Source organism: Pseudomonas sp. TE3910 (assembly GCF_056279025.1).
Map to the genome: position 1 here is coordinate 275,257 of NZ_JBWBQN010000001.1, position 19,113 is coordinate 294,369.

The 19,113-nt window shown below is 59.0% G+C and carries 21 protein-coding genes, 2 tRNA genes and 2 pseudogenes; 14 read left to right on the plus strand and 11 right to left on the minus strand.

Annotated elements, in window-relative coordinates; genetic code table 11:
* Positions 1-79: 79 nt before the first annotated feature.
* Positions 80-1,297 carry a serine/threonine transporter SstT gene (gene sstT / locus ACZ9H3_RS01265; RefSeq protein WP_330523067.1) on the minus strand — a complete coding sequence of 406 codons (1,218 nt, stop codon included), beginning with the start codon at positions 1,295-1,297 and terminating at the stop codon, positions 80-82.
* Positions 1,298-1,510: 213 nt separating this feature from the next.
* On the opposite strand from sstT, the pseudogene ACZ9H3_RS01270 reads away from it, so the two are divergent.
* Positions 1,511-2,666: pseudogene (locus ACZ9H3_RS01270) on the plus strand (MFS transporter).
* Here ACZ9H3_RS01270 and nhaR read toward each other — a convergent pair.
* Complete coding sequence (gene nhaR, locus ACZ9H3_RS01275; protein WP_099774100.1) at positions 2,602-3,552, minus strand: transcriptional activator NhaR; 951 nt, start codon at positions 3,550-3,552, stop codon at positions 2,602-2,604. The pseudogene ACZ9H3_RS01270 and the gene nhaR overlap by 65 nt on opposite strands.
* Positions 3,553-3,685: 133 nt before the next feature.
* Here nhaR and ACZ9H3_RS01280 point away from each other — a divergent pair, with 133 nt between their 5' ends.
* Both ACZ9H3_RS01280 and ACZ9H3_RS01285 read left to right on the plus strand, forming a co-directional pair.
* The gene (locus ACZ9H3_RS01280; RefSeq protein WP_065761917.1) at positions 3,686-3,928 is read left to right on the plus strand and encodes a hypothetical protein; all 243 of its coding nucleotides are present in this window, start codon (positions 3,686-3,688) and stop codon (positions 3,926-3,928) included.
* A gap of 31 nt (positions 3,929-3,959) precedes the next feature.
* A complete protein-coding gene (locus ACZ9H3_RS01285) occupies positions 3,960-4,709 on the plus strand; it encodes a TerC family protein (protein ID WP_102052530.1) in 750 nt (249 codons plus the stop codon).
* 71 nt (positions 4,710-4,780) lie between these two features.
* On the opposite strand, the gene ACZ9H3_RS01290 is transcribed toward ACZ9H3_RS01285, so the two are convergent.
* Positions 4,781-4,954, minus strand: coding sequence for a hypothetical protein (locus ACZ9H3_RS01290; RefSeq protein ID WP_176717495.1), 174 nt, complete (start codon positions 4,952-4,954; stop codon positions 4,781-4,783).
* 209 nt (positions 4,955-5,163) lie between these two features.
* On the opposite strand from ACZ9H3_RS01290, the gene ACZ9H3_RS01295 reads away from it, so the two are divergent.
* Positions 5,164-5,835, plus strand: coding sequence for a hypothetical protein (locus tag ACZ9H3_RS01295; protein WP_102052529.1), 672 nt, complete (start codon positions 5,164-5,166; stop codon positions 5,833-5,835).
* A gap of 18 nt (positions 5,836-5,853) precedes the next feature.
* On the opposite strand, the gene ACZ9H3_RS01300 is transcribed toward ACZ9H3_RS01295, so the two are convergent.
* On the minus strand, positions 5,854-7,137 hold the full coding sequence (locus ACZ9H3_RS01300; protein ID WP_065761993.1) for an NAD(P)/FAD-dependent oxidoreductase: 1,284 nt from the start codon (positions 7,135-7,137) through the stop codon (positions 5,854-5,856).
* Between the two features lie 187 nt (positions 7,138-7,324).
* Here ACZ9H3_RS01300 and ACZ9H3_RS01305 point away from each other — a divergent pair.
* Both ACZ9H3_RS01305 and ACZ9H3_RS01310 read left to right on the plus strand, forming a co-directional pair.
* Positions 7,325-7,401 (plus strand) — tRNA-Val (locus ACZ9H3_RS01305).
* Positions 7,402-7,566: 165 nt separating this feature from the next.
* Positions 7,567-7,643, plus strand: a tRNA-Val gene (locus ACZ9H3_RS01310).
* A gap of 104 nt (positions 7,644-7,747) precedes the next feature.
* Here the strand turns inward: ACZ9H3_RS01310 and ACZ9H3_RS01315 are convergent.
* Positions 7,748-8,212, minus strand: a complete 465-nt coding sequence (locus tag ACZ9H3_RS01315) for an isochorismatase family protein (protein WP_099774102.1) — start codon at positions 8,210-8,212, stop codon at positions 7,748-7,750.
* 91 nt (positions 8,213-8,303) lie between these two features.
* On the opposite strand from ACZ9H3_RS01315, the gene ACZ9H3_RS01320 reads away from it, so the two are divergent.
* On the plus strand, positions 8,304-8,873 hold the full coding sequence (locus tag ACZ9H3_RS01320; protein ID WP_476219112.1) for an SPOR domain-containing protein: 570 nt from the start codon (positions 8,304-8,306) through the stop codon (positions 8,871-8,873).
* A 63-nt stretch (positions 8,874-8,936) separates the two neighbouring features.
* On the opposite strand, the gene ACZ9H3_RS01325 is transcribed toward ACZ9H3_RS01320, so the two are convergent.
* The 3 genes from ACZ9H3_RS01325 to ACZ9H3_RS01335 form a co-directional block, all read right to left on the minus strand.
* The gene (locus ACZ9H3_RS01325; RefSeq protein WP_102053743.1) at positions 8,937-9,626 is read right to left on the minus strand and encodes an endonuclease; all 690 of its coding nucleotides are present in this window, start codon (positions 9,624-9,626) and stop codon (positions 8,937-8,939) included.
* 6 nt (positions 9,627-9,632) lie between these two features.
* Positions 9,633-9,911, minus strand: a complete 279-nt coding sequence (locus tag ACZ9H3_RS01330) for a DUF1654 domain-containing protein (RefSeq protein ID WP_476219115.1) — start codon at positions 9,909-9,911, stop codon at positions 9,633-9,635.
* A 147-nt stretch (positions 9,912-10,058) separates the two neighbouring features.
* Positions 10,059-11,147 (minus strand): asparaginase, encoded by a 1,089-nt coding sequence (locus tag ACZ9H3_RS01335; RefSeq protein WP_099774104.1) that lies wholly within the window; start codon positions 11,145-11,147, stop codon positions 10,059-10,061.
* A gap of 326 nt (positions 11,148-11,473) precedes the next feature.
* On the opposite strand from ACZ9H3_RS01335, the gene ACZ9H3_RS01340 reads away from it, so the two are divergent.
* The 5 genes from ACZ9H3_RS01340 to rbsK are packed head-to-tail and all read left to right on the plus strand — an operon-like array spanning position 11,474 to position 16,917.
* Positions 11,474-12,433: a substrate-binding domain-containing protein gene (locus tag ACZ9H3_RS01340; RefSeq protein WP_476219117.1), complete on the plus strand. Its 960-nt coding sequence runs from the start codon at positions 11,474-11,476 to the stop codon at positions 12,431-12,433.
* 25 nt (positions 12,434-12,458) lie between these two features.
* The gene (locus ACZ9H3_RS01345; protein ID WP_476219119.1) at positions 12,459-13,976 is read left to right on the plus strand and encodes a sugar ABC transporter ATP-binding protein; all 1,518 of its coding nucleotides are present in this window, start codon (positions 12,459-12,461) and stop codon (positions 13,974-13,976) included.
* Positions 13,973-14,968, plus strand: a complete 996-nt coding sequence (locus ACZ9H3_RS01350; RefSeq protein ID WP_330523072.1) for an ABC transporter permease — start codon at positions 13,973-13,975, stop codon at positions 14,966-14,968. Before ACZ9H3_RS01345 ends, ACZ9H3_RS01350 begins: the two co-directional genes overlap by 4 nt.
* Before the next feature lie 2 nt (positions 14,969-14,970).
* A complete protein-coding gene (locus tag ACZ9H3_RS01355; RefSeq protein WP_099774108.1) occupies positions 14,971-15,987 on the plus strand; it encodes a LacI family DNA-binding transcriptional regulator in 1,017 nt (338 codons plus the stop codon).
* Positions 15,988-16,005: 18 nt separating this feature from the next.
* Positions 16,006-16,917, plus strand: a complete 912-nt coding sequence (gene rbsK / locus ACZ9H3_RS01360; protein WP_476219122.1) for a ribokinase — start codon at positions 16,006-16,008, stop codon at positions 16,915-16,917.
* Between the two features lie 9 nt (positions 16,918-16,926).
* On the opposite strand, the gene ACZ9H3_RS01365 is transcribed toward rbsK, so the two are convergent.
* On the minus strand, positions 16,927-17,130 hold the full coding sequence (locus ACZ9H3_RS01365; RefSeq protein ID WP_099774110.1) for a hypothetical protein: 204 nt from the start codon (positions 17,128-17,130) through the stop codon (positions 16,927-16,929).
* Between the two features lie 187 nt (positions 17,131-17,317).
* Between ACZ9H3_RS01365 and ACZ9H3_RS01370 the strand changes: the two genes are divergently transcribed.
* Together ACZ9H3_RS01370 and ACZ9H3_RS01375 are read left to right on the plus strand one after the other, a co-directional pair.
* Positions 17,318-17,620 (plus strand): hypothetical protein, encoded by a 303-nt coding sequence (locus ACZ9H3_RS01370; RefSeq protein ID WP_099774111.1) that lies wholly within the window; start codon positions 17,318-17,320, stop codon positions 17,618-17,620.
* A 128-nt stretch (positions 17,621-17,748) separates the two neighbouring features.
* Positions 17,749-18,069, plus strand: coding sequence for an I78 family peptidase inhibitor (locus tag ACZ9H3_RS01375; protein ID WP_065760831.1), 321 nt, complete (start codon positions 17,749-17,751; stop codon positions 18,067-18,069).
* 62 nt (positions 18,070-18,131) lie between these two features.
* Here ACZ9H3_RS01375 and ACZ9H3_RS01380 read toward each other — a convergent pair whose 3' ends face one another.
* Positions 18,132-18,344 carry a cold-shock protein gene (locus ACZ9H3_RS01380; protein WP_003179963.1) on the minus strand — a complete coding sequence of 71 codons (213 nt, stop codon included), beginning with the start codon at positions 18,342-18,344 and terminating at the stop codon, positions 18,132-18,134.
* Positions 18,345-18,503: 159 nt separating this feature from the next.
* Positions 18,504-18,813: pseudogene (locus ACZ9H3_RS01385) on the minus strand (hypothetical protein).
* Positions 18,814-19,113 lie beyond the last annotated feature (300 nt).

The following is a 19,113-nucleotide window of genomic DNA, read 5'->3' on the forward strand; positions in this document are numbered from 1 at the left end:
GAGGAAAGGCTCTAGCCTAGGTGCGGTTGACGGTAAAACACAAGCAGCCGGTGCCCGGGCACCGGCTGCAGGGGCATGGTCAGGCGCGAGCGGCTTGACGCTCTTTGGCCTGGCAGGCTGCGGCGGTGAAGAGTACGTCGGTGGAGGAGTTCAGCGCAGTTTCTGCCGAATCCTGCAGTACCCCGATGATGAAACCAACTGCCACCACTTGCATGGCGATTTCGCTGGGGATGCCGAACAGGCTGCAGGCCAGCGGGATCAGCAGCAGCGAGCCTCCAGCCACGCCGGAGGCGCCGCAGGCGCACACCGCCGCCACCACGCTGAGCAGTACGGCGGTCGGCAGGTCTACGGTGATGCCCAAGGTATTTACCGCTGCCAGGGTCAGGACGGTAATGGTGATGGCGGCACCGGCCATGTTGATGGTTGCACCCAGAGGGATCGATACCGAGTAGGTGTCTTCATGCAGGCCCAGCTTGTTGCTCAACGCCAGGTTGACCGGGATGTTGGCGGCCGAGCTACGGGTGAAGAAGGCGGTGATGCCGCTTTCACGCAGGCACATGAACACCAGTGGGAACGGGTTGCGACGGATTTTCCAGAACACGATCAGCGGGTTGACCACCAGCGCGACAAACAGCATGCAGCCGATCAGGACGGTCAGCAGGTGCAGGTAGCCGACCAGGGCATCAAGGCCGGACTCTGCCAGGGTCGAGGCGACCAGGCCAAAGATACCCAGCGGCGCAAAACGAATGACGACTCGTACGATCACGGTCACGCCGTTGGACAGGTCTTCCAGCACGGTTCGGGTCGTCTGGCCGGCATGGCGGATGGCAATGCCAAGGCCGATGGCCCAGGCCAGGATACCGATGAAGTTGGCGTTCATCAGGGCTTTGACTGGGTTGTCTACGGCGCTCAGCACCAGGCTCTGCAGGACTTCACCAATGCCGCCCGGAGCACTCAGCGAGGCCTCGGAGGTGTTCAGTGCCAGGTGGGAAGGGAAGGCCATGCTGGCAACTACCGCAACCACCGCAGCCGCAAAGGTGCCCAGCAGGTACAGCACCAGAATCGGGCGGATATGGGTTTCCTGACCATGGCGATGGTTGGCGATAGAAGCCATGACCAGAATGAACACCAGGATGGGGGCGACAGCCTTCAGCGCGGAGACGAAGACCTTGCCAATAAAGGACAGGTTTGCTGCGGTTTCGGGTGAGATCAACGCGAGGGCGATACCAGCAATCAGGCCAACCAGGATCTGTAGCACCAGGCTGGTTCTATTCAACAGGTTTAGAACGGGGGTCATGGCAGGTGTTTCTCTGTCTTGTTCAAGGGTTTCGGCAGTGCCGAAACGTGGCGCATCGACGGCGTCTGGATGGCAGGGCCGCGAAAAAGGGCGCGACTTTAGCACAGTGTGCAGGCGAGGGTCGCTGCACGGTGTCGGAGCGTGGTGCGGGCGTGTAGTATGCCCGCCCTTTTGGCGCGGCTGCGGCCGCGTGCTTTCTGCGTTGGAGTGTGGATGTTATTGCCTATCCTGTTGCTGGCTGCGGCCGGCTTCACTGTATTGACCACGGAATTCATTATCGTCGGGCTGCTGCCGGGTATTGCGCGTGACCTGCAGGTCAGTGTTTCCCAGGCGGGGCTGCTGGTGACCTTGTTCGCATTCACCGTGGCCTGTTGCGGGCCGTTTCTCACCGCGTGGTGCGCGCGCTTCGATCGAAAACGACTGTTTATCGGAATTTTGCTGGTGTTTGCGGCCTCCAATGCGCTGGCGGCGGTGGCTTCGAACATTTATGTAATGGGCCTGGCTCGGTTGATCCCGGCGCTCGGGTTGCCGGTGTTCTGGGCATTGGCCAGTGAAACGGCGGTGGACATCGTCGGCCCGGCTTACGCTGGACGCGCCATTGCCAAGATCAGCTTTGGTGTGGTGTGTGCGACGGTGTTTGGCATCCCGGTCGGCACCTTGATTGGCGACGCCCTGGGATGGCGGGCGGCTTTTGCGGTGCTGGCCGTGCTGGCGCTGGCCAAGGCGTTGTTGTTGTACGGCTACCTGCCACGCACCCCGCGTCAGACGCCGGCCTCGTCACTGCTCGGGCAATTTGGCATCTTGCGCAGCCGTTTGTTGCAGGGGCATGTGCTGTTGTCGGTGCTGGTGTTCAGCGGCATGTTCACGGCGTATACCTACCTGGCCGATATGCTTGAGCGCTTGGCCGGCTTCGATGGCAGCAGGGTGGGTTGGTACCTGATGGGGGTTTGGTGCGGTCGGTTTGGTTGGCAACAGTCTGGGCGGTCGTGCCGTGGACCGTCATCCTCTGCTGGCGTCCAGTGGCTTCTGCGCCGTGATGGTCATAGGCTTGGTGGCGGTGGTGCCGAGCATGCAGTCCACGGTGGGCCTGATGTTGGCGTTGGCCATTTGGGGGGCGACCCAGGCCGCGCTGTTTCTGGTTTCCCACGTGCGCCTGATCAAGGCCGCCCCCAAGGCGCCGGCGTTTGCGGCTTCTCTCAATATTGCCGGGGCCAATCTTGGCATCGGCCTGGGGGCGATCATTGGCGGTTGGGTCATTGATACCCTGGGCTTGGCCCGCCTGGGGTTGTCTGCCGCTGTGTTGATCACGTCGTCGGTGATCCTGGGGCTGTGGTTGATGAGCGCGCGGTTCCGGCCAGAGGCCAGTTGAACAGCTCGCGTCGGGCGCCTTCGGTGATGGCAAGTATGCCGGGGTGTTTGACCTTGCGTTCCACCGAGATGGCATAGAACGACTCGATCACGGCATCCGTCTGGCCGATCAGCTCGACGCCGTACTGTCGACAGACCTCGTCGGCGATGACGCTGGGGGCGATGAATATTCCGCTGCCTGACTGCCCGAAGGCTTGCATCAAGGCGCTGTCATCGAAGTCACCGATGATCCGTGGTTGCACATTCTGTTCGGCAAACCAGCGCAGCAAGCGGCTGCGTACGACGGTTTCCTGCCCGGGTATCAGCAGTGGCGCATGTTGTAGCCCTTGAGGAAAGTTGGCCCCGTAGCGCGCGGCCAACGTGGCGGTGGCAAAGAAGCTGATGCCGCATTCTCCCAGCTTCTGGCTGTAGCCTTTGATGTCCAGGTGGCTGGGCATTGGGCTGTCGGAGATGACCAGGTCCAGGCGCTGAATCGCCAGGTCGGCAAGCAGGCGCTCCAGCTTGTCTTCGCGGCAACTGATGCGCAGTGGGTCGCTCATTTCCATGGTGGGGGCAATCAGCCGGTAAACGATGGACTTTGGCACCACATCCGCGACGCCAACCCGAAACAGGATCTGCTTTTCTTCTGGCTGTGTACGCAGCAGGGCCTCAAGTTCGCCGCCGATCTGAAACATGGGCTCGGCATAGCTCAGGGCCTGGCGACCGGTTTCGGTCAGTTCCAGTTGACGGCCTACGCGGCGAAACAGTTCTACCCCATAGGTTTGTTCCAGCAGGCTGATCTGTCCGCTGATGGTTTGCGGGGTCAGGTTCAGTTGCTCGCAGGCGCGCACAATGCTGCCGGTTTTGGCCACGACCCAGAAGTAGTGCAGCTGCCTGTAGTTGAGCATGAGGGTTCTCACTTCGTAAAAACCGAAGTATAACCCTTAAAAAAACGAATTTTCCTGATGTATCTCGGTCTTTAGAATGCATTGCTATCTAAAGCGCCGGCTTCAGGGCTGGCCGTTACAAGAGGAAAAAAACATGCTTCACTTCAAATCGATTGGTACGCCGTTGGTGCTGGTGCTGGCGTTGTTTGCCATCAGCGGCTGTGAACAGGCAGAAAAGTCCGCCCAGCAGGTGCTCAATCAGGCCGCACAGTCGGCCAAGGAAGCCATCGACAAGACCAATGAAGCGGCTCAACAAGCCTTGAGCGAAGCCACAGGTTCGCAGGCAGAGAAGAAGCCTTCTGACACCGAGCGCGATGACAGCACTCAAGACATCTGATTCAACCAATCCCCCCGTTCAGGACTGATTCATGGAATACCTGTTAGAACTTGCTGCAAGCCCTACCGCCTGGGTCGCCCTGGCCACCTTGGTGGCCATGGAGATTGTCCTGGGTATCGATAACCTGATCTTCATTTCCATCCTGACCAACAAACTGCCTGAACAGTACCGCTCCAAGGCGCGGCGCGTGGGTATCAGCATGGCGCTGGTGATGCGTCTGGCGCTGCTCAGTACCGTTGCCTGGATCGTCCAGTTGACTGAACCGGTGGTTGACGTGTTTGGCCAGAGTTTCTCCTGGAAAGACATGATTCTGATCGCGGGTGGCCTGTTCCTGTTGTGGAAAGCAACCACTGAAATTCACCACAGTGTTGATCCCGTGGCACAGGAAGACGCCAAGGCCTCGTCGACCATTACCCTTGGCTTTGCTGCTGCCATTGGCCAGATCCTGTTGCTGGATATCGTCTTCTCGATCGACAGCATCATTACCGCTGTGGGCATGACCGAGCACTTGCCGATCATGATCATCGCCGTTATCAGTGCCGTGGTGGTGATGATGGTGGCCGCTGATCCACTGGCGCGCTTCATCAACGACAACCCGACCGTCGTGATGCTGGCCCTGGGCTTCCTGATCATGATCGGTATGACCCTGATCGCTGAAGGCTTCGGTGTCCACGTGCCAAAAGGTTACGTTTACGCGGCCATGGCGTTCTCGACGGCGATCGAAGTGCTTAACATTCTGTCGCGACGTGCTCGCATGAAGCGTGAAGAAATCTCGGCCTGATTACTGATTCAGGCGTGACGGCCGGCGCCGGGGTAACCCGGGCCGGCCGTTGTCGTTTCTGTGGGGCTGAGTCAGTGTGCGTGGGCGTGTCGGCGCTGGCGATGAGGCACGCCTGCCGTCATATCCCGGGGTTGCAGGTGAGGGTGATGGTGGCGACGCGTGATGCGCAGTACCCCCCAGAGCATTGCGGCCGCGACGCTCAGCCAAGCGCCGATCAACATGAAAATCGCCAGTGTCAGGCTCATGTGTGCCTCCTTTTAAGCCGAGCAGGCTCTTGCGCCTGCCTCATGCAACAGTCTAGCTGTTGTTACATGGCAAGCCATTGACCTATGGTCTAGCACCTTGGTCTGCTTTGTTCTAAGCCGTACGCGGGCTATACCGCGAAGCGCTGCCGGCCTATGATCGCAGCCGAGGCCGGGCGCTGCCTGCCGGGCACCAGAACAAGCGAGAGTCCATGCCTGTATTTCCCATCGCATCCCGTCGTCTGTTTGCGGCTGTGGCCGTAACCCTGAGCCTGGCCGGTTGTGCCAGCCCATTCTCGTCTCAGCTCAATGGCATGGCGCAGCGGGTTGAGTTGAGCGGTGTGCCATATTTCCGTGGCAATGCGAACCAGAGTGCCTCAATGGCCTTGGCGGCGATATTGTCTCAACAGGGTGTGAGGATCACGCCAGGTTTGCTTGATGGCCCCCTGCATTTGCCGCAAGACGTCGACAAGCTGCCGGAGTCAATGCCGGCTGTAGCGCGTGAGTACGGGATGATGGTTTACCCACTGGACCGTCAGTTGCCAGCGCTGCTAACGCAGGTTGCTGCAGGTAATCCGGTATTGCTGCGTTACAGTGAGGGGACAGCGCTGTGGGGCGAGCCGCGGTATGCCTTGCTGGTCGGTTACGACCGCTACAAGGAACGCGTGTTGCTGCGCTCGGGCAATAATCGGCGCTTGCTGATGGGCTTCGACAGCTTCAATGCTGCCTGGCAGAAGGAGGGGGCCTGGGCTGTGCTGGTACAGCAACCTGGGCAGTTGCCGGCGCAGGTAGACCGGCAGCGCTGGCTCAAGGCAGCCAATGATCTGGCCCAGGCAGGCCAGGAACAGGCTGCCCGCCAAGCCGTCAAGGCCATTGGCCCGTGACGGCTTGAGCGGTAGGCGTTAAACGCCGAGGCGGTCGCGCAGGCTGTAGTACCAGGCACCGATGGCGCTGAACGGTACACGCAGCAATTGCCCGCCTGGGAACGGATAGTGCGGCAGCTCGGCAAACGCATCAAAGCGTTCTGCCTGGCCGCGCAGCGCTTCGGCCAGCACCTTGCCTGCCAGATGGGTGTAGGTCACACCGTGACCACTGCAGCCCTGCGAATAGTAGATGTTGTCGCCAAGACGGCCGACCTGAGGCAGGCGCGACAGGGTCAGCAGGAAGTTGCCGGTCCAGGCGTAGTCGATCTTCACGTCCTTGAGCTGCGGGAAAGCCTTGAGCATTTTCGGGCGAATGATCGCTTCGATATTGGCCGGGTCGCGTGCGCCATACACCACGCCACCGCCGAAGATCAGGCGCTTGTCAGAGGTCAGGCGGTAGTAGTCGAGCAGGTAGTTGCAGTCTTCAACGCAGTAGTCCTGTGGCAGCAGCGAATGTGCCAGGTCGGCATCCAGCGGCTCGGTGGTGATCACCTGGGTGCCGCATGGCATCGATTTGGCGGCCAGCTCCGGCACCAGGTTACCCAGGTACGCATTGCCGGCGACAATCACGAACTTGGTGCGGACTTTACCCTGAGGGGTGTGTACCACGGGGTTGGCGCCGCGTTCGATGCGCACGGCAGGCGACTGTTCATAGATCTTGCCGCCGAGGGATTCAACCGCGGCAGCTTCGCCCAGCGCCAGGTTCAGTGGATGGATGTGCCCGCCGCTCATGTCGAGCATGCCGCCGATGTAGCTGTCGCAACCGACGACTTCACGGATGCGGCGCTGGTCCATCAGTTCCAGCTGATTATGGCCAAAACGTTCCCACAGGCGTTTCTGTGATTCCAGGTGGCCCATTTGCTTGGAGGTCAGGGCGGCGAACACGCCACCGTCTTTCAGATCGCACTGAATGTTGTATTTGGCGACGCGCTCACGAATGATCCGGCCGCCTTCAAACGCCATCTGCCCTAGCAGTTGTGCCTGTTTGGGGCCGACAGTGCGTTCAATGACGTCGATGTCGCGGCTGTAGCTGTTGACGATTTGCCCGCCGTTGCGGCCAGAGGCACCGTAGCCGACTTTGGCAGCTTCCAGGACGGCAACCTTGAAACCGTTTTCAAGCAGGAACAGTGCGCTGGACAGACCGGTGTAGCCGGCGCCGATCACGCAGACATCGACATCAATTTCTTCCTGCAAAGCTGGGCGCTGCGGAACAGGATTGGCCGATGCGGCGTAGTAGGACTGAGGGTAGGGGGTGTGCGCCATGGGGGTGGACCTCTGTTTTATATTTTTTACGTATGAGCTGATCCTATCAACAATAATTAACACCCGCTAGCGGGGTGTTTAAAATTCTGAAAACGACCAACCCACAAATATTTTTAATATTCAGTGAGTTAGCGCGAAAAAAAGAGTTGACACCATTCGTCAATTCCGTAGAATGCCGCCTCACAGCAGGCACATAGCTCAGTTGGTTAGAGCACCACCTTGACATGGTGGGGGTCGTTGGTTCGAGTCCAATTGTGCCTACCAAATCAGACCGCTCCTGTTGGCGGCAGCAAAAAAGGCGATCCGAAAGGGTCGCCTTTTTTGTTTGGGGCGATTTTTTGCGTGTTCAGGGCATGCAGCAAAAGTTTGATTTATTTGCATATTTCTATTTACGGGTTGTAAAAACCTGAGTAGAATTCGCCCCACAGCAGGCACATAGCTCAGTTGGTTAGAGCACCACCTTGACATGGTGGGGGTCGTTGGTTCGAGTCCAATTGTGCCTACCAAATTAAATCCACTTTAGTGTGGTAGCAAAAAGGGCGATCCGAAAGGTTCGCCCTTTTTGTTTGTCCGGGGAAAAAGATTTGAAAGCCGTGCGGTGTGGGTAGGGCTATTTCAGTTCGGCCGTTGTCACCGTGTGCTTGAAGTGATGTCGCCACAGGTTTATTCCCAGTGCCCCTGAGCGATCAAGGGATGAGCCTCGGGTCAGGTCGGTAATCAATGTCGGTTGCAGCCCCGCATCGAATAGCACAAAGCCCGCCGCCAGCACGCAGGTGTCCGTCTGGATGCCGCATACCAGGACACGGTCCGGTTTCAATTGCTTGAGGTGGTTGAGGGTCTCGCTGGAGAGGCAATAACCGTACTTGGCGAACACCCTGTCGGCCGCGATCAGGCAGCGCTCGTTTTTGGCAGGATGCCAGCCAAGTTGGCGTTGGAACGGGGTGTGGTGCTCGTCGTGACGCTCTACTGTGGCGACTGACGGCATGCGCCCGAGGAGTGTGTTGATGCCTTCGACCAGCCACTGGGGTGGGTTGAAGGAAGGTTGTACGTCAATGATCAACAGTACCTGGTGCATAGCCGTCCTCTCGAGGGGAATGCGGGTCGATTGTAACTGCCGTTGCCTTGCAGGTGCTAAAATCCGCCGCTGGCATTCAGGAGATAGGCGCGTGCGCAAAGTGGCGGTGGTAATGGCGATGCTGGCGTTGGCTGGCTGTGAGAATGATGTAGAGCGCGCTCACAACAAGGTCGCCGAGCATTTGCAAAACCCGAAAACGGCCAAGTTCGCCAATGTTCGTATTAATGAACAGGGCGATATTTGCGGTCAGGTTCGCGGCAAGGATGCGTCGGGCGTGGTGGAGGCCTATCGCAGCTACGTGGCGATCAAGCAGGGTGCCGAGTACGAAGTGATCATCGATCAGGACGGTAACAACCTGCGCCTGCGCGAGATCTGCGGCGGCGCCGACCTGCAGCGCAAGGCTGAAGCGCTGGCCGACCAGCCGGCTGCTCAGGGCTGGGATGTCGAAATCATTCAGGGGGCGAACATGGGCGCGCTGACGGATATGACCGCGCGGCTGATCGAGCGTGGCATCCCGTCGTCGGTGGTTTACCGCGAGGGTAAGCCGGTGGTGCTGCTGGGCCCCTACGCCGACAAGGCGGCAGCGCTGGCGCAGAAAGCCGATGTCATGGCGCGCCTGGGGATCGACTCGGTGGTGATCCAGCACGACGCACCGCGATAGTCGCGTCGCGCCGGTTGCGGGTGAATGCCGGGCAGCGCCTGCGGGCAAGCGCTGCCCGGCGCGTCAACCGCAGGCCTTCATGTTGACCGGCCCGACAAACTCGTTGCCGTGGCCCATGACGCACGCCACCCGCTGGTTGCGCTGAAGCTCCCAGGCTTGAGGTGGGTAGGTCTTGTTCCAGGCTTCGTACAACTGGCGATCCTGTTTTGACAGGCGCAGGTTGTATTGCTTGCTCATATAGAAGTAGGTGCGTGCGATCATTCCGCGGATGGATGGGCGCGGCATCACCTTCTTTGCCTTGAAGTCGATCTGGGTCAGGCAGGAACCGTATTGTCCGTGTTGCTCGGGCAGCCAGCCAAAGCTGAAGTTGCTGCGGTCACCGTTGACCTCGCCGATGCTCGGTACCAGGTTGTGCAGATCGGCTTCTGCGCGCTGATAGACCTGATCATTGCGCGAGCAGTTCTTGCGCCCGCCGTCCTGCCAGCACTGGCGCTGATGGCCGATCTGCCAGGCCGGCACAATATGTTCCCATTCTATTCGCGCGGCGCGGTTGGCGTTCTTGCGTGGCACATAGCCGCAGGCTTCGAGGTCGACACGGTTGCCGTTGTACTTGCAGCCACAATAGAACTCGGTCGATTGCGGGGCGTACAGTTTCCAGGCGACTTTCTTGGCTTCGCTGAAGGTGCGCGGGGCGTCGGCGTGGGCGGCGAAACTGAGCAGCAGGCAGGATACTGCAAAAATCTTGAATCTCATGCGTGCTCAGTCTTCCTTCGGTACAACCCAGAAAATCTGAACGCCGCCATCATCGCGATGCGCGAGGGTGACGTTATCGTTCTCGGCAATTTCTTCGAGCAGGGTTTCCCAGTCGTCGGGAGATTCATGTTCCAGGCGAAAGATCAGTGCTGACCGTGCTTTCTGTGCAGTCGGCGAATTGATGATTTTCTGGATGCGCAGGCCGAGTTGCTCGTAACTGCTGGCGGGGGTCGATGCAGAGGAAGTGGTTGCCACGGAGCGTTCCTTGTTTTGCTGTATGTGCATACAGTATTTTACTGTAGGCCATTTCGCAACACCTTGTGGGTGTAGGAGCGCTTCAGACAGTGCATGCAGCGATTTGCTGCATGCCTTTGAAACTATTTTTACGCGGTGATGCCCGCCGTAGAGCGGCGGGCGGCCGGCAGGCGGGGATCAGTACTCCCAGAAGATCCGCTGCAGCTCTTTGCTGTCCTGGGTCTTGGTCAAGGCAACCATTGCCAGAATGCGGGCTTTTTGTGGGTTCAGGTCATGAGCGACAACCCAGTCGTTCTTATCGTCCGGTTGCTCGGCGTTACGCAGCACGAACCCGCCGGCATTGACGTGGGACGAACGAATGATCTGTACGCCATTCTTGCGCAACTCCTGCAAGGCAGGGACTACGCGGGAGGAGACAGAGCCGTTACCCGTGCCGGCGTGGATCAGTGCCTTGGCGCCGTTCTGTGCCAGTGCTTTGTAAGCAGTGTCCGTCACGTTGCCGTAGCCGTAGGCGATATCCACTTGGGGCAGGCTGCTGATCTGCTTGATGTCGAATTCCGAATCTTGAGTGTGGCGCTTGGCCGGAAGGCGGAACCAGTAGGATTTGCCTTCAACCACCATGCCCATCGGACCCCAGGCGCTCTTGAAGGCCTCGGTCTTGATGTTGACCGACTTGCTCACGTCGCGGCCAGACTGAATTTCGTCGTTCATGGTGACCAGCACGCCTTTGCCGCGGGACTGCTTGTCGCTGGCCACTGCCACGGCATTATAGAGGTTGAGCATGCCGTCAGCGGACATGGCCGTGCCTGGGCGCATCGAGCCGACTACCACGATAGGCTTGTCGGTCTTCTCGACCAGGTTCAGGAAGTAGGCGGTTTCTTCGAGGGTGTCGGTGCCGTGGGTGATGACGATGCCATCGACATCCTTGCTGTCGGCCAGCTCGGCGACGCGTTTGCCCAGTTGCAGCAGGTTTTCATTGGTGATGCTTTCCGATGCGATCTGCATGACCTGCTCGCCACGGACGTTGGCCAGGTTGGCCAGCTCCGGTACGCCTGCGATCAGCTTGTCGACGCCCACTTTAGCGGCCTGATACGTCGCACTGTTGGCAGCGCCGGCGCCTGCACCGGCGATGGTCCCGCCTGTGGCCAGGATGACCACATTGGCCAGTTTCTGTTGATTCTCGACGTCCTTGGCATTGGCGCCTGCAGGCAGGAGCAGCAGCAGGGCCAAGGCACTCGGTACAAAGGAGTGGAACGCAGCTTTCATTTTTGTTCTCGCTTATTGATTGAAGTGCGGTGTTGCCAGGCAAAGAACAGCAGAAAGCGTACCAGTTCAGTTGTCTTGATTTAACGTATTGTTTTTATTGGAGATTATGGGTGCCTTAAGCGTATCTTCTGGTGTTTTAGGGATCGGCTTCCCGAATTTATCTGTATTTGGCTGTTCGGTTTTCCGATCTGTTTAAAGGATAATTCCCCTGCTTGGCCTCGCCGTCAGGTGATGGCGGGGGTATTTGACAAAGGTGGCGGGCATTTCCATAGTGAAGTAATGCAAACGTTTGCTACTTGATAACAATAATGTACTGGAGTGATTTCATGACGTTGCCCTTCACCGGACGCCTGCTCGGGGCTGTTGTGTTGAGCGCTCTCAGCGCTTTTGTTCCCGTTGCCCACGCGGTCGAACAGGCTGCTGTGAAGCCCAGGGTTGCCTTGGTCATGAAGTCCTTGGCCAACGAGTTCTTCCTGACGATGGAAGACGGTGCCAAGGCCTACCAGAAAAGCCACGCAGGTGAGTTCGACCTGGTGTCCAACGGTATCAAGGATGAGTCCGATACCAGTAACCAGATCCGTATTGTCGAGCAAATGATCGTTTCCCAGGTTGATGCGCTGGTGATTGCACCTGCCGATTCCAAGGCGCTGGTGCCGGTGATCAAAAAGGCCATTGATGCTGGGATCACGGTGGTCAACATCGACAACCGCCTTGACCCGGGCGTGCTCAAAAGCAAGCACCTGAGCGTGCCATTCGTAGGGCCAGACAACCGCAAGGGCGCTCGTCTGGTGGGTGACTACCTCGCTGCAAGGCTTACGGCCGGTGATCAGGTTGGCATCATCGAGGGCATATCCACGACCACCAATGCGCAGCAGCGTACGGCGGGCTTCAAGGACGCGATGGACGCGGCGCAGATGAAGATTGTCTCGGTGCAATCGGGCAGTTGGGAGATCGACAAGGGGCGCGCCGTAGCGTCGGCCATGCTCAACGAATACCCCGATCTCAAGGCCTTGCTGGCTGGCAACGACAGCATGGCGCTGGGTGCAGTCTCGGCGGTGCGGGCGGCGGGCAGGACGGGTACGGTGCAGGTGGTGGGTTACGACAACATCTCGGCAATCAAACCGATGCTCAGCGATGGTCGGGTGTTGGCCAGTGCTGATCAGTTCGCTGCCAGGCAGGCTGTGTTCGGTATTGAGGTGGCGCTGAAGATGCTCAAGGGGGAGTTGCCGCAGGTGGATGCTGACAATGTCATCCAGACGCCGGTTGAGTTGGTCAAGGCGCCGTAGCCTTCATTTCCAGTGAGTACCCTGTATGCCTGCGACTGAGGATATCGTGCTGTCAGTCAGCGCTGTGGGCAAAGCCTATGCGCAGCCTGTACTAAGCAATATTGACCTGGCCCTGCGCCGCGGCGAGGTCTTGGCCCTGGCGGGGGAGAATGGTGCCGGTAAAAGCACCCTGTCCAGGATCATTGCAGGCCTGGAACCGCCCACGGCCGGCCAGATGCAGTTCAACGGCAAGCCTTACCTGCCTGGCAGTCGCGCGGCAGCCGAGCGGTTGGGCGTGCGTATGGTCATGCAGGAACTGAACCTGTTGCCGACACTCTCGGTGGCTGAAAACCTGTTTCTCGGCAACCTGCCCAGTCGCGCCGGTTGGATCGACCGCAAGCGTTTGCGCGTACTGGCCCGGGCGGCTATGGCACAGGTCGGTCTTGAAGCGGTCGACCCGGATACGCGGGTGAGTGAGCTGGGCATCGGTCATCAGCAAATGGTCGAAATTGCTCGCAGCCTGATCGGTGACTGTCATGTGCTGATTCTGGATGAGCCGACCGCGATGCTGACGGCGCGCGAAGTGACATTGTTGTTTGCTCAGATCGAGCGCTTGCAGCGCCAGGGGGTGGCGATTGTCTATATTTCCCATCGACTGGAAGAGCTCAGGCATCTTGCTCAGCGAGTCGCGGTGCTGCGTGACGGTCAGTTGGTGTGCGTTGAGCTGATGCAGCGTTACAGCAGCGAGCAATTAGTCAGTCTGATGGTGGGGCGTGCGTTGGCTGAGGCGATTGATCTTGGCGAGCGTCGTATGGGCGAGCCGATGCTCACGGTCGAAGGCTTGGGGCGGGGAGATGCGGTCTCTGGCGTGTCCTTCGAGGTGCGCAGTGGCGAGCTTTTCGGGCTCTACGGATTAGTCGGTGCTGGGCGTACTGAGCTGCTGCGTTTAATTTTCGGCGCCGACTCGGCCGACCAGGGGTGTGTCGCTTTAGGTAACCCGCCCAGGCCGGTACACCTTGCTTCACCGGCTGAGGCTGTGCGCGAGGGTATTGCGCTGATCAGCGAAGACCGCAAGGGCGAGGGGTTGCTGCTGTCTCAATCCATTACGGCGAACATTGCCTTGGGCAACCTGTCGGCGGTATCTCGAGCGGGTGTTGTCGACCGTGATGCGGAGCAGGCCTTGGCGCGACGGCAGATCGAAGCGATGCAAATACGTTGTACGGGTGCGGATCAGGTTGTGAGTGAGCTCTCTGGCGGGAATCAGCAGAAGGTTGTGATGGCGCGTTGGCTGGCGCGCGACTGCTCGGTGTTGCTGTTTGACGAGCCGACCCGTGGCATTGATGTGGGGGCCAAGTTCGATATTTATGGTTTGCTCGCCGAGCTCGCTCGTCAGGGGCGGGCGTTGGTCGTGGTTTCCAGCGATCTGCGCGAGTTGATGTTGATCTGTGACCGTATCGGTGTGCTCTCCAGAGGGCGCTTGGTCGACACCTTTGAGCGTGACACATGGCGTCAGGATCAGCTGCTGGCGGCGGCCTTCGCCGGTTATCAGGGGAGCGCTGCATGAGTACCTCACCGGTTCAAGCCTCTGCTGCTGTTGCAGGCACGCGCGGCGGGCGTTATCAGGGTGTGGGTGCTTACCTGGGCCTGGCGGGTGCGCTGCTGATATTGATCGTGCTTTTTTCGCTGTTGAGCAGCCACTTTCTTTCCTACGCTACCTTCAGCATCCTGGCTAATCAAATTCCCGACCTGATGGTGCTGGCGGTCGGGATGACCTTTGTATTGATTGTCGGCGGCATCGATTTGTCGGTTGGTTCGGTGCTGGCGCTCGCGGGTTCCATCGTCAGTGTCGCCATCCTCGGCTGGGGCTGGAGTGCGCTGCCAGCGGCGTTGCTCGGCATGGCCTGTGCGGCACTGGTCGGGACCGTTACCGGCTCGATTGCTGTCGCTTGGCGAATTCCCTCCTTTATCGTTTCGCTGGGTGTATTGGAGGTTGCGCGTGGCGTGGCCTACCAGATGACCGATTCGCGCACGGCCTATATCGGTGATGCCTTTGCCTGGCTGTCCGAGCCCTTGGTATTCGGTATTTCGCCCGCCTTCGTGATTGCCTTGCTGGTGATCGTGGTTGCTCAGTGGGTGCTTGTGCGCACGGTGTTCGGTCGCTACCTGATCGGCATTGGCACAAATGAAGAGGCTGTGCGCCTGGCGGGCATCAATCCGCGCCCTTACAAGGTGCTGGTGTTCTCGTTGATGGGGCTGCTTGCCGGGTTGGCCGCACTGTTTCAGATTTCCCGGCTGGAAGCGGCCGACCCCAATGCGGGCTCTGGGCTGGAGCTGCAGGTAATCGCCGCTGTGGTGATCGGCGGTACCAGCCTCATGGGTGGGCGCGGCTCAGTCATCAGCACCTTTTTCGGCGTTCTGATCATTTCCGTGCTGGCTGCAGGGCTGGCACAGATTGGCGTCTCGGAGCCAAGCAAACGCATTATTACTGGCGCGGTGATTGTTATCGCTGTGATCCTCGACACCTATCGCAGCCAGCGTACACGCAGGCGGAACTAAAAATGGCAACGATTAAAGATGTAGCGGCCTTGGCGGGGATTTCCTACACCACGGTGTCCCATGTATTGAACAAGACCCGGCCGGTCAGTGAGCAGGTTCGACTGAAAGTCGAGGCCGCGATTGCTGAGCTCGACTATGTGCCCAGCGCAGTGGCGCGCTCGCTCAAGGCGCGCAGCACCGCCACGATTGGCTTGCTGGTGCCCAACAGTGTCAACCCTTACTTCGCCGAGCTGGCCCGGGGTATTGAGGATGCCTGTGAGCGCAACGGCTACTGCGTCATCCTGTGCAACTCCGATGACAACCCGAAGAAGCAGCGCAGTTACCTGCGGGTGTTGCTGGAAAAGCGAATCGACGGTTTGATTGTCGCGTCGGTAGGGGAGGATGGCGACCTGTTGGAAAGCTTGCAGACGGTGCGCGCGCCGATGGTGATTGTCGACCGTGCCCTTGATGGGGTGGAGGCCGACCTGGTGCGTATCGACCATGAGCAAGGGGCATACATGGCTACGCGTCACCTGCTTGAATTGGGGCATCGAGACATTGCCTGTATCAATGGGCCTGCCAGTACCAGTGTTGCGCGGATGCGCCTGGCGGGTTTCACGCGTGCGCTGGCTGAAGCGGGCATTACAGTGGTTGAGGGCAGGGTGCTTGACAGTGACTTTTCCGGCCTTGGTGGGTATGGCGCTGCGGCAAAGCTGTTGGGGCAGAACCGGCCAAGCGCAATTTTTGCAGCCAATGACATGATCGGTATCGGTGTGTTGCGAGCGGCTGCCGAGCGCAATATCTGTGTGCCCAGTGAACTGTCGGTGATCGGTTTCGATGATATCCAGCTGAGCCAGTACGTTTATCCCGCGTTGACCACGGTCGGCCAGTCGATCCGTGAGTTGGGCGAAATCGCGGTTGAGCGGTTGCTGCACCGTATTGCTGAGCCGGCCGGTAGCGCTGTTGAGCAGCGCATTGTGACGCCGAGTATCGTGCTGCGTGAGTCGACGGCACCGCGTCCGGACACGTTTACTGATTAGCGCAGAGGGCGCGGAGCCATGCAGGCGAGCATCGTGGTGGTTGGCAGCCTCAATATGGACCTGGTCGTGCGAGCTGAGCGCTTGCCCAAGGCGGGTGAAACCCTGGCGGGTGAGTCTTTCACCACTGTGCCCGGTGGCAAGGGCGCGAATCAGGCGGTGGCCGCTGCGCGGCTTGGTGCGCACGTTGCGATGATTGGTTGTGTGGGGGATGACGCCTACGGCGTGCAGCTGCGTCAGTCGCTGGCCGCTGAAGGTATTGATTGTCAGGCCGTCAGTATCAGTGCCGACACCTCCAGTGGTGTCGCGCTGATTGTGGTAGGCGCGGCAAGCCAGAACGCTATCGTGGTTGTTGCGGGTAGTAATGGGCAACTGCTGCCTGAGTCGGTACAGCGTTTCGATACGTTGCTACAGGCCGCCGAACTGATCATTTGTCAGCTGGAGGTGCCCGCCCTGACGGTACTGCATACATTGGAGCGTGGTCATGCATTGGGCAAGGTGGTGATTCTCAATCCTGCTCCGGTGGCAGGGCCACTGCCATCGAATTGGCTGGCGTTGGCCGATTACCTGATTCCCAACGAAAGCGAGGCGGCGGCGCTGACGGGGCTGCCAGTGACGTCCCGCGAGACTGCCGAGGGCGCTGCGCTGAAACTGCTGGCGCTGGGTGCGGGCAAGGTGATCATTACCCTGGGTGGCGAAGGTGCTGTGTTCGCCGATGTTCAGGGCGTTGAGCATTTTCCTGCGCCGAACGTGCAGCCTGTCGACACCACGGCGGCAGGAGATACCTTTGTGGGTGGTTTCGCTGCGGCCCTGCTGGCTGGGCGCGGTGAGCGTGAGGCGATAGCCTTCGGTCAGCGTGCTGCTGCGTTATCGGTAACGCGAGCGGGTGCGCAGCCCTCCATTCCGCGTCTTGGTGAGCTGGAGTCGGTATGAGCGATGATGTCAGGTCCTGAGTGTGTCGCCATGCTCGGGCGCGTAACGTCCGAGTATCTGCTCGATGAAGGCGCGAGCGGCATCGCTGCCCAGTTCCTTGACGAGCAGATCGATGGCAATAAGGGTTAACTCTTCGGGGGTGCCCGGGCTGTAGGCGCTTTGACCGTCGGGCCATTTGACCTTTATGTCGGCGTCTATGTAGTGGCTTGCCATGGAAGTCTCGAAACGCGTGTGCAGGTGATGAGGATTCGAATGCCGCACCCTGGCGTTCGAAGGGGAGGTTCGATTGCCCTCCGCCAGTGCTGGCAGTAAATCATGCGCCTGATTCGATCGCACTGCGACTTAGGAATAAGAACCGCTACGTGGCAAACTATTGGTGTTTTGATTCCCAGGTGATCCCGTGCAGATTGATCTGAACAACCCCGAGCAATTTACCCTTGAAGCCGTTCGCGAGCTGCTCGCGTCCGGGGATGGCCGTATTCACAATCAGTTGCGGGTGAATCGGGCAGGGCAGGCCTGGCTGTCGCCAGTGGTGGGTGGTCGTGAGCTCGAGGGGTTGGCCTTTCGTCTGGAAACCTGGGCTGCCGGTTCCGGCTGTGTAGGGGCGCAGGCTGCCGTTGATGAGCGTTGGGTGCGGCAGGTGTTCAAGGTGCTGCAGGACAACTGGCCGACGCCTTCATCCGACTACATCGATCTTTATTAAGCGTGCAAAATCCGGTCACGATTGCAAGTTTCCCGTCGAGGGTGGCTCAGGCAGACTGTGCATGCTTTGAAACAAAAAGTGATGAAAGCTGCCTGCTCGGGCAGATTCTGGTTTTAAAAGGAGAGTTCATGTTCCGCATTCGTGCATCTTTGGCCGGTATGTTGGCGGCTGTCGTTCTGGCAGGTTGCAGTGCCACCGGTTCTTCAACGAAGGCGCCTGAAGTGTCCGCGCCAGTGAACAGCGATGGCCGTTGCCAGGCCAGTGCCGCTGAATTCGCCGTCGGCAAGCAGGCGTCCGCTCAACTGCTGGAGCAGGCGCGCAAGGCCAGTGGTTCGCAGTTGGCACGTGTGCTCTCGCCGCACGACATCATGACCCTGGAGTACCGTTCCGAGCGGTTGAATCTCAATACCGATGAACGCGGCGTCGTTATCCGCGTCAACTGCGGCTGACACGCTCGAATTTCAGGCACAAAAAAACCCGTCACCAGGACGGGTTTTTTAATTCGTACTGATTACTCAGGGCGAACTTGTGCAGCCTGCATGCCCTTCTGGCCTTTCTCGGCAACGAAGGAAACGGTCTGGCCTTCTTTCAGGCTCTTGAAGCCGTCAGATTCGATGGCCTTGAAATGAACGAACAGGTCGTCGCCGCCACCTTGAGGAGTGATGAAGCCGAAGCCTTTCTCATCGTTGAACCACTTTACGGTGCCGGTTTGGCGATTGGACATGGGTGTATCTCCAGGAAACATGATTTTCAATAGTGCGGTGTTGCCGAGGCCAACAGGGTGCACGGGGGTATCATAGTCTAAATATGCGTCCGTGGCGGCTTTTACCTTTGCATAATGCTGATCTGAGGCAAGTTTATTGTCGGATTCTCTGTTTTGAGCCTATTTTTTGGGGGCGCAGGCGGCTCTGACCGCATCCTGGGCTCGCTTCACGAGGGCTGCATCCACACCGGTTCTGCTGTCCAGTTGCTCGATTTCCTGGGTGGTGAAGTTTTTCTCGATGGCGTTTGCACCGCAATCACAGTGTTTTTTGGCCGTGGTCATGGTCATGCCGGGTTGCGCGGCGGCGGCGGTAATGCACTGATCCAGGTAATCGCCTTTCTTGCCGGCAGGCCAGGCGCCCCGCCTGGACGCTCAGGGGCAACAGCAACACGCCTGCGGTGGCCATGGCCAGTAGGGACTGAATTCGCATGCCGGACACTCCTATTCGATCGGGTCATTCAAGAGTAGGACGCTTCTTTAGACTCTGAGAGGAAAAATCCGCTCTGGTTCACCACTTCCGAAAAAAACAGAATTATTTCTGCGTGTTGTGGCGTGTGAGCCGCGATCCGTAAAACGCTTTGTGTTAGCATCGGCGGCTTATAGATTTTTACCTCCAGTCACTCTGGTTCGTTCCCTGGCAGGCCGTTGGCTTCTGTCACTGTGAGACAGGCTTTCTTTTTGAAAGACAGGGGCGGATCGCGTACTGGCTCATCCCAACCCACGTGACCTT